This window comes from Intestinibacter sp. (genome assembly GCF_034113885.1).
GTDB lineage: Bacteria > Bacillota > Clostridia > Peptostreptococcales > Peptostreptococcaceae > Intestinibacter.
The window spans coordinates 1-10,100 of record NZ_JAXEWM010000029.1 but is presented as its reverse complement, the minus strand read 5'-3'; the positions used below and the strand labels follow the sequence as shown (position 1 = coordinate 10,100).

The window sequence follows — 10,100 nt, the reverse complement described above, 5'->3', positions numbered from 1 at the left end:
TTATTAATTCTGAAAAATTTTTAAATTCATCGACTTTGTAAAATGGGGTAAATGAATTTTTATTATCATAAAGTACTAAAATATTATTCTGAAATATAAAAACATAATGATTTTTTAAGGTATTTTGTATTATTTGTCTTAAGTAATTGATTTTTGATTTTGAGTTTATATTATCAGAATCATTTAAGCATAAAAGATACATATTTGAATCTAAATTAAAATTTAAATTAGATAATTTCTTTTTTATAAGTAATAAATTAGGTTTTTCACAAGTTATTAATTCATACATTATAGAGTCTATCTTTGATGTTTTTGAATTTATGAATTTATCATCAGTAATCATAAGAGGATACATTAGTTTAGCTAGTGTTTTTAATATATGAATATCACTTGATGTAATAGGTCTATTAACTTCTAGCATACTAATACGCCCAATTGCAAAATCAATGTGTTTTATTGGAACACTAATTTCTCTATGCTTCATAATATCGTCAAAAAAAGTTATTATATGTTCGTAGCTGTTTTCTGCTAAAAGACGATTTTTTTTGTTGTGATTGTATTTTAATGAATATTCTGGATGAGGATATCCATGTTCTAACTGAAATTCCCACACAGGTTCATCTATTATTGTTTTTCCTATTTCAAAGTAGCAGGTCTGATATTTAGAATTAAGTACAATAATAGGATTATTTAAATACTCATAAGCTATAGAAAGCATATTGTCTATGGATAAATTCTTTTCTATACTAAAGATTAGCTTTTCTTTAAATGATGACAAAGCATCATCAAAATTTAATAGACCTTGAATAGTTTTTATTATGTCAAAAGTAGAAATAGAATTCTCCTCTAAAATAATGTAATTACAATTATTTAAATAGTTTTTTTCTTTAGGAGTACCTATTATTAAAAAATTTATTACATCTTCTACTAAAATATCTTTAGGTAGATTTTTTTCTTTAAATATATACAAACAATAAGGACTATAGCTAGGAAGAGCTTTAGTTGAAAATTTAAAGCTTATTATTTCAGTATAAAACGATATTTTATAGTCATAAGTATATGGTAAGAATTTGTCTAATATTTCATTTAAATTAATATACATTTTGCAACTCCTTTCATGATTTAAGATGAATATTGAATATATTGTTAATATTATACAATAAAATACTTTGAATTTAATTTTTTTTGTGTAATTTTTATAAAAAAATATATATTTTTTGTAAAAATATACAATATAAAAAATTATAAAAATTATAAAATTTATAATAATATTCATAATTTACTACATTGAAAAAGACAATTTAAAAGGGTTATACTTAAAATATAAAAGATAAGAGAAATGAAAACGTTATACAATATCGACATAAGAAAATCTTTTGTATTATTAAAATTTAAAAATAATTTATTATATGTTAAGGGGGAATTTACATGTCTAAAATTCAAGAAGTAGCAACAGCAGTAGAAAGAGGAAAATCTAAAAAGGTAGCAGGATTAGTTCAAGAAGCTCTAGATTCAGGAGTAAGTGCACCAGATATATTAAACGCAATGATAGATGCAATGAGCGTTGTAGGTGAAAAGTTTACAAAAAATGAAATATTTGTTCCAGAAATGCTAGTAGCAGCTCGTGCTATGCAAAAAGGTGTAGAAGTTTTAAAACCATTATTAATGGGAGAAAATGCAGTTTCTGCAGGAAAAATGATAATGGGAACAGTAGCAGGAGATTTACATGATATAGGTAAAAACTTAGTTATAATGATGCTTGAAAGTGCAGGTTTTGAAGTTATTGATTTAGGAGTAGATGTACCAGCAGAAAAATTCATAGAAGCATTAGATCAAAATCCAGATGTTAAAATAGTTGGAGCATCAGCACTTCTTACAACAACTATGCCAGCATTAAAAGATACAGTAAAAGCACTTAACGAATATCCAAATAGAGATAAATTCAAAGTTATGGTTGGTGGAGCACCTATAACACAAGAATTTGCAGATGAAATAGGAGCAGATGCATATACAGAAGATGCAGCTGAAGCAGCTCAAGTAGCTAAAAAATTAGTAGGATAAAGTTAATCGTTGCAGAGTGAGGTTAAATTAGAACTATATAAATTAAGAGAGGTTCTTTATGAAAAAAATAAATAACAAAATTAAAACTTTTTGGGGAATAAGCGAAGTTGGATTTTCGTTTATGAGTACAGTTGAAACAACATTCTTTGTAATATTCTTAACTGATGTAGCAAAATTACCATTACCATTGGTAGCTGCAGTAACCTCTATAGCAGGTATAGCAGATGCAATAACAGCTATGTTAGCAGGAGTAATAATAGACAAAGTTAATTTTAAAGGTGGAAAATATAGACCTTGGTTAATATACTGTTCTCCTTTTGTAGTGGCATTTTTCGTATTGATGTTTACTAAAATAGGACCAGATCCAGTTGCAGCATTAATTTGTGCAATAGGATATATATTAAGCCATGGTATATGGAATATAAGCTGGACAGCAAATAGAACTTTAGTTGGAGAGCTTACAGATGATCCAAAAGAGAGAGCATTTCTATCTGGTAGAATTTCAGCAGGTTCAAGTGCAGGAAAAATACTTGCATCATATCTTGTACCAGTATTAAATATATTCTTCTTAGGTGTATTTGCAGGTTCAAGTGGAGTTATTGGATATACAATGACAGCATTAATAGCATCACTTACATTTACAGTATGCTTTATAGTACATTTTGTTATAACTAAAGGATATGATGAGCCAAAAGAACTATCAGATGCTGATGCAAAAGGCGCAAAATCTATTTCATTTAAGGATATGGCAAAAAGTATAACTTCAAATCCACAGCTTTTATTAGTGTTAATTTACGATTTCTTAAAACTAATTGGATATTATACTTTAATGGCATCAGTTGCATATTATGCAAAGGTTGTCCTTAAGGATGCAAGTGCAATTTCTTTTATATTAGTAGTTTTCAACGTAGGAGCTCTAGTAGGATCACTTATATCAAAACGTGTAGTTGATAAGGTTGGAAGTAAATTGACAAATATGATTGGTATATTAGGATTTGCATTATGCCTAGTAGTTATATATATAATGCCAGTTAATAAAATAATAGTAACATCTCTTTTAGGCTTAGGACAAATATTCTTCGGAATAGCCTATGGAAATACTACTAGCTTATATTCAAACTGTGGTACATATAGTGAATATAAAACAGGAAAAAATACTAAAGCAGTTATAATGTCTTTCAGCTCTTTAGCTATAAAAATATCGATAGCAGTTAGAGGTGTTGTTATAACTAGTGTTTTATCAGCAATAGCTTATAATGCTGATGCAGCTATTACAGATTCAACTGTAAGTGGTATAAAAATGTTATTCCTTTTAGTACCAATAGCATTTTTAGTAATTTCTATAATACCTTTATTAGGATATAAAATTAAAGACAGTGATATAGCTGTAATGGAAAAAGAATTACAAGAAAGAGCTAAGGCTAATTAATAAAAAATACTTAGATTGTATAGATTAATTAATAAAATTGGAGGAAGAAAAATGAGTGATTATTCTTTTAAAATAGAAGAGATACAAGATGCAAAAATGGCACCGGCTATACCAATACCATATGGTGCACCAGAATTTGAAACAGTTAAGTTCAATACTCCTATAACACCAAAGGAAAATGTACTTAAAATATACAAAAAAGAGAAACCTCTTTGGATGCCATCACTTTATTTTGATGTTAACTTTATACAACCATTAGTAATGCCAGATGCATATGCTAGATGCAAAGGTGGTATCGACTGGTTTGGTATAGAATGGGAATATGAACCACAAACAAAAGCAGCTATGGTAAAACCAGGAACAAGAAGATTAGATGATATAACTAACTGGGAACAATTAGTTTTCCCTGATTTATCAGCTATAGATTGGCAAAAAGATTATGATGAAAATTACAAAGATAAGATAGATCCAGATAAGGCTACTGCATTTGTAATTGTAAATGGATTATTTGAAAGAACAGCAGACTTAACAAGCTTTGAAGATACATTCTGCTATTTATTAGAAGAAGAGGAAGCTTTAGAAGCGTTTTATACAAAATTAACTGATTTCCATATAGAATTAATGAAAATAGCTAAAGAAGTATATCATGCTGATATAATAACTTTCCACGATGATATGGGAACTCAAAAGAATTCTTTCTTCTCACCAGTTACTTTTGAAGAAGTTATGTTACCACATTATAAGAGAATGAATGATGCAGCTCATGAAATGGGACTTTATGTAAACTTCCATTCTTGTGGATGTGTTGGAAATCAAATAGAAAACTTTATAGAAGCTGGATTTGATTCTTGGGAAGGTCAAGATGCTTGTAATGATAAAATAGGTATATTTGAAAAATATGCAGATCAATTAGCACAAATAAGCTCTTTCTCACCAGACCCAGATGGTAAATTAAGTGATGAAGAATATGAACAAGCTATAAAAGATAGAGTAAGAGACTATGGAAAATTTGGAAGATATATAGCTTGGTATCGTGAAAATGATCCAGAACGTAGAAGAAAAGGATATGAAATAATGTATAAAGAATCTAGAAAATTATACTGTGATTAATAGATTTTAATAAAGAATTAATATATAAAGGATGGAGTATAACAAATGATTATTATAGGAGAAAAAATAAATGGCTCTATACCAGTTGTTGGTGAAGCAATAGCAAACAAAGATGCAGAATTCATTAAAAATAGAGCAAAAATACAAGCAGAAGCAAATGCAACATATATAGATGTTTGTGCTTCGGTGCAAGAAGATATAGAAGTAGATACTTTAAAATGGATGATAGATTTAGTTCAAGAAGTGACAGATGTACCTATATGTATAGATTCTCCAAGTCCACGTTCTTGTGTAGCAGCTATACCATTTTGTAAAAAGCCAGGACTAGTAAATTCAGTATCATTAGAAGGAGATAAAATAGATGTAATATTCCCAGTAATAGCAGATACTAAGTGGGAATGTGTAGCATTACTTTGTGATGATAAAGGAATCCCAAACTCTGTAGAAAGAAGAATGGAAGTATTTGATGGAATAATGGCAAAAGCTAAAGAATATAATATAGACCCATCTAGACTTCATATAGACCCACTTGTAGTTACTCTTGGAACTGATGAAACTGCTCTTACAACTTTTGCAGAATGTTGTAGATTAATAAAACAAAAATATCCAACAATACATATAACAAGTGGATTAAGTAATATATCTTTTGGACTTCCTGCTAGAAAATTAATAAATCAAGCATTTATGGTGCTTGCTATGAATGCAGGAATGGATAGTGCAATAGTTGACCCAACTAATAGAGATATGCTAGGAATGATATATGCAACAGAAGCTTTATTAGAAGAAGACGAATTCTGTATGGAATATATAACAGCATATAGAGAAGGATTAATTGGACCAAAAAAATAGTGTAAATTTGTAACAAACATTTTAATTAATAAAAATAAGGTTTTTTTAAATACGCCCACATTAAAGTATCGATAAGAATATAAAATTTATCGGTACTTATTTTTTATAGAAAAAGAGGTTAGGTTTATGATATACAATAAAGAACAAATTAATTTATATTTAAAAAAAATGAATTATAAGGATGAAGTAAAAATAGACTATAATACACTTAGCAATCTACAAATAGCTCATTTAACTAATATACCATATGAAAATATAGATGTTTTAAATAAAAAATCGTTATCCTTAGATGCTCAGGATTTATTTAATAAAATGATATTAAATAAAAGGGGAGGATATTGCTTTGAATTAAATGGATTATATAGTAATTTGCTAAAAAGTCTAGGATTTAATGTGACAAATTTAGCCGGAAGATTTATATATCAAGATGGAAAAACTAGAATGAGATTGCATAGAATTTTGAAAGTAGATATAGATGGGAAATCTTATATATCAGATGTAGGAGTATTGAGTGAACTTCCTAGAAAAAGCTTAGAGCTTGAAATAGGGAAAATACAAAATGATGGAAAATGTGATTATAAATTTGAATTAGACAAAAATAAAGAGTATATATTATATCAGAAAAAGCCTAATAAGGATTGGAAACAAATTTATAGCTTTTCTTTAGAGCCTCAATTGGATATAGACTATGTACTGCCTTCTTTTTATTGTGAAACTCATCTGAATTCTCCGTTTATAAATTCAATGAAAGTGGCTATTTATACAGATGAAGAGCATATAAGATTATTTGATGGTGAGCTTATTTTTTACAAAGAAGGAAAAGTTAGAAGATTAGAGAAAATTTGTGATAAAGAATTAGACAATGTGTTAAAAAAATATTTTGGTATAGTGTTGTAATTACCTTTGAATGTATATAATACAGGAAACTTATATAGTGGAGATGAAAATTATGACAAAAAAATTTGATTTAAAAGTTTTGCTAGATAATTGTGAAAGAAAAAAACTAATAGATCTAATAAATGAAAACAATATATCTATAGAAACAGCATGTGGTGGAAAAGGAAAGTGCGGAAAATGTAGGGTTAAAGTTCTAGAAGGACATATCAGTAATATAACAGAAAATGAAAAAAAAATATTGAGCAAAAAGGAAATAGATGAAAATGTAGTTTTAGCTTGCGAAAGATATGCACTAGGTGATGTAACTATAGAAACTTTAGATGAAAATAAAGAAACAGCTGAAAAGGGGAAAATTATAAAATCTGATAAAAATATAGACAGCATAGTAGAAAAAATATATTTAGAATTGCCATTACCTTCTTTAAAGGATCAAAGAAGCGATATAAAAAGAATATTAGATTGCTTAAAAGAACAAAAAAATATAGATTGTAAATTTGATATTAGCTTAATTTCAACGTTGCATGAAATTTTATTAGAGAGTGATTATAAGGCTACAATTACTATTTTTAAAGATGAAATAATAAAAGTTCAAGCAGGCAATCGTCAAAGTCAAAATTATGGAATTGGAATCGATATAGGTACGACTACAGTAGCTGTATATTTAATTTACTTAATTAGTGGAGAAGTTTTAGATACTAAATCAAGTCTTAATTCACAAAAAAAATATGGAGCAGATGTAATATCTAGAATAAATTACGCTATAGAAAGTAAAAAAAATAAACAAGAGCTCAAATATGAAATAGAAACCACTATTGATAAATTAATTGATAAGATTATTTCTAATAATAAAGTCGATAAAGAGGATATAGGTATAGTCAGTATAGTTGGAAATACTACTATGAGTCATTTGCTCATGGGAGCAAATGTAGAGGGGATTTCAAAAGCGCCTTTTAATGCAGTATTTTTAGATGAAATTATAGGCAAAGTAGATTTATTAAATATCAATAGCCTAGATAAAAGTACTAGATTTATATTACTTCCTAATATAGGCGGATATGTAGGCTCTGATACTTTGGGCGCTATATTGAGTAGTGATATAAAAAATAAAAGTGGAAATGTACTGCTTATTGATATAGGAACTAATTGCGAATTGGCATTAAAAACAGATAGAGAAATTTTAGTTTGTTCAACTGCTGCAGGACCAGCATTTGAAGGGGCTAACATGAAATATGGAATGAGAGCAAGTGATGGAGCTATTTACGATTGTGATATAGATTTACAAGACGATATTCATATAAAAACTATAGGCGATACTAGTGAATGTGTAGGAATTTGTGGCAGTGGTTATATAAATTTAATAAGTAAATTAGCAGAAGAAGAAATAATATTACCACAGGGCAGAATTGCTACGTTAGAGGATATTGAAGATGATGTATCTAAAAAGATTAAAGATAGAATATATAAACAAGAAAAAGCTTATGAGATTGAATTATATAATGATGGAAATAAAAAAGTAAGTCTAATGCAAGAAGATATAGTTAACCTTCAACTAGCAAAGGCAGCAGTAAAAACAGGAATTGAATTATTAATGATAGAAGGACAAGTAGATAAATTAGATAGTATACTTATAGCAGGAGCATTTGGTAGTAATTTAGATATCGACAATATAAAAAGTATAAATATGATACCAAATATTGAAAATGAAAATATACATATATTAGGAAATGCTGCTGGAAGTGGAGCTATTCAAATTCTTTTATATAAAGATAAATACAATAATATGAAGGATATAATTAAAAATACAAGACATGTAGAATTAGCTAATCATAGAGATTTTAATAAAATTTTTGCAGATTCATTGATGCTTTAGACTAAAAAGGGAGAGGATTTATTTGGAAAATTTAATTATAATATGTGAAGTTTTAAAGAATGAAGTTAATTTTCTTATAGAAAAGATGATTAAAAGTAATACTATAAAATCTATGCCTGAAATAATTTATGTTGATTCTAAATATCACAATAATCCCGATAATTTAAAATTAAAATTGCAAGAGATCATAGGTCAAAATAAAGAGTATGAAAGAATAACTTTATTATATGGTCAATGTGGAAATGCAGTATTAGAATTAAAATCAGATTATTCTAAACTAGTTATGCCAAAAGTAAGCGACTGTATATCTTTGTACTTGGGAGGAAATGACAAGCGAAAACAGATAAAAGATAGTGAGAGAACATATTTTTTCTCAAAAGGATATATGGAAAATGACAATAGTTTATACAGTGAAATGCTCAAATTAAAAGAAAAATACGGAGAAGAAGATGCAATAGATATGTATAAGATGGTCATATGTAATTATAAGCATATTGGGGTTATAGATACAAAGGCCTATGACTTAGAGGATATAATGGACAAAATTAAATCTTTGTGTGAGGATCTAGATTTAAATTATGAAGTTGTTGAAGGTGATCTATCAATAATGGAGAAGGCTTTATTAGGAATTGTAGATGATAGCTTCATAATCAAAGAAATTGGAGAAAAAGTATCTTATAAAGATTTTGAATAATTTTAGCTATAATATTATGTAAATATTGTAAAATTTAATTTTGAAAATGTTTGCATTGTTGATATTTCTTATTGCTAGATTTAGTTTTTTTATATACTATCTATAGTATAAGGACAAAATATAAAGCGGTTGGAAGGAGATTATTAAAATGCAATTAGGAATTAGAATGAAGGTTGATGCAGTACCTCATAAAGACTATTCTAAAAAACGTATGGAGGATTTTATAAGTAGAAGATTTGGAGGTAGAAAGTATAAATTAGAAGAATGTCCAAATATTAAAGAAAATAAAATTCAATTTGTTTTCGAAATGAAAGAATTAAAGGAAGATTTTATAACAGAAATTCGCGAAATTACTGAGGCATTTCAACAAATAGGAACATTAAATATGTATGAAATTACAGCATGTAATTCTGAATTTATACAATAGGCATAAATTTAAACGGGGCTTATAGAAGTATTAAACTTGTTATAAGTCCCGTTTTAGTTTAAGTATAGGATGCCTCCTCTATAAATCTTTTGACTGCAAAGCTTGTATATCTCGTGTTTGGATAATGAAAAAACAATTCTCTAATAGTCAGCTTTGAGTTTAATTTATAGTATTTTAAATCGCCGTATATCGGCATGTTTTTTATTAAAGTATCGCTGACTAGGGCTATCCCCATGTTGCTGCAGACTATATTATACGATGTGACTAGCTGCTCTACTTCTAGTATGATTTTAGGGGAAAAGTTGGCTTCTTTGCAGAGCATATCAAATCGATTTCTAGTGTCATTACCTGGATAAAGAGCTACAAATGGATAATTCTCAAAGCATTTCATACTCACAGCAGGAGAGGATTTATCTAAGTGGACGTCGTTTATTATGTCCTCCTTAGAAAGACCGTATTTTGATAATTCGCTGTCTAATTTGAGCTTATTTGGGACAGCTAATAAGAGGTTTTCAGTGTGAAAAACTTTCTTTTCATATATATTTTCATCAATTGGATAATTATCTAAAATCAAGTCTAAGGTCCCTTTTTTAATTTGATCCTCTAAATAAAAAATATTACCTTCGTGTAGCTCTATTTTTATCTCTGGGTATTTATCTGTGAAGCTTTTTATGATTCTAGGCAAAACAAAAGACGTGCAGAGGTTGTTTGAGCCGATTACGATTTTGCCTGATTTTAAATCTCTGACATCGTTTAAATAAGT

10 protein-coding genes are annotated in these 10,100 nt (G+C 28.0%); 8 read left to right on the top strand and 2 right to left on the bottom strand.

Annotated elements, in window-relative coordinates; translation table 11 throughout:
- Positions 1–1,102, bottom strand: a 1,102-nt coding sequence (locus SPD90_RS01885) for a hypothetical protein (RefSeq protein ID WP_320924139.1), incomplete at its 3' end; no start/stop codon positions are given.
- Between the two features lie 326 nt (positions 1,103–1,428).
- Here SPD90_RS01885 and SPD90_RS01880 point away from each other — a divergent pair.
- From SPD90_RS01880 to SPD90_RS01845, 8 genes are all read left to right on the top strand, one after another.
- On the top strand, positions 1,429–2,061 hold the full coding sequence (locus SPD90_RS01880) for a corrinoid protein (RefSeq protein ID WP_320924138.1): 633 nt from the start codon (positions 1,429–1,431) through the stop codon (positions 2,059–2,061).
- 58 nt (positions 2,062–2,119) lie between these two features.
- Positions 2,120–3,490 carry an MFS transporter gene (locus tag SPD90_RS01875; protein ID WP_320624610.1) on the top strand — a complete coding sequence of 457 codons (1,371 nt, stop codon included), beginning with the start codon at positions 2,120–2,122 and terminating at the stop codon, positions 3,488–3,490.
- Positions 3,491–3,541: 51 nt separating this feature from the next.
- Positions 3,542–4,600, top strand: a complete 1,059-nt coding sequence (locus SPD90_RS01870) for a uroporphyrinogen decarboxylase family protein (RefSeq protein ID WP_320624609.1) — start codon at positions 3,542–3,544, stop codon at positions 4,598–4,600.
- 45 nt (positions 4,601–4,645) lie between these two features.
- Positions 4,646–5,449 carry a methyltetrahydrofolate cobalamin methyltransferase gene (locus SPD90_RS01865; RefSeq protein WP_320624608.1) on the top strand — a complete coding sequence of 268 codons (804 nt, stop codon included), beginning with the start codon at positions 4,646–4,648 and terminating at the stop codon, positions 5,447–5,449.
- Between the two features lie 126 nt (positions 5,450–5,575).
- Positions 5,576–6,346 carry an arylamine N-acetyltransferase family protein gene (locus SPD90_RS01860; RefSeq protein ID WP_320924137.1) on the top strand — a complete coding sequence of 257 codons (771 nt, stop codon included), beginning with the start codon at positions 5,576–5,578 and terminating at the stop codon, positions 6,344–6,346.
- Positions 6,347–6,398: 52 nt separating this feature from the next.
- Positions 6,399–8,216 carry an ASKHA domain-containing protein gene (locus SPD90_RS01855; protein ID WP_320924136.1) on the top strand — a complete coding sequence of 606 codons (1,818 nt, stop codon included), beginning with the start codon at positions 6,399–6,401 and terminating at the stop codon, positions 8,214–8,216.
- Positions 8,217–8,238: 22 nt separating this feature from the next.
- A complete protein-coding gene (locus SPD90_RS01850) occupies positions 8,239–8,910 on the top strand; it encodes a DUF1638 domain-containing protein (RefSeq protein WP_320924135.1) in 672 nt (223 codons plus the stop codon).
- 148 nt (positions 8,911–9,058) lie between these two features.
- On the top strand, positions 9,059–9,337 hold the full coding sequence (locus SPD90_RS01845) for a hypothetical protein (RefSeq protein WP_320924134.1): 279 nt from the start codon (positions 9,059–9,061) through the stop codon (positions 9,335–9,337).
- Between the two features lie 58 nt (positions 9,338–9,395).
- Here SPD90_RS01845 and SPD90_RS01840 read toward each other — a convergent pair.
- The coding region (locus tag SPD90_RS01840; RefSeq protein ID WP_320924133.1) for a LysR family transcriptional regulator substrate-binding protein at positions 9,396–10,100 on the bottom strand (705 nt) is incomplete at its 5' end.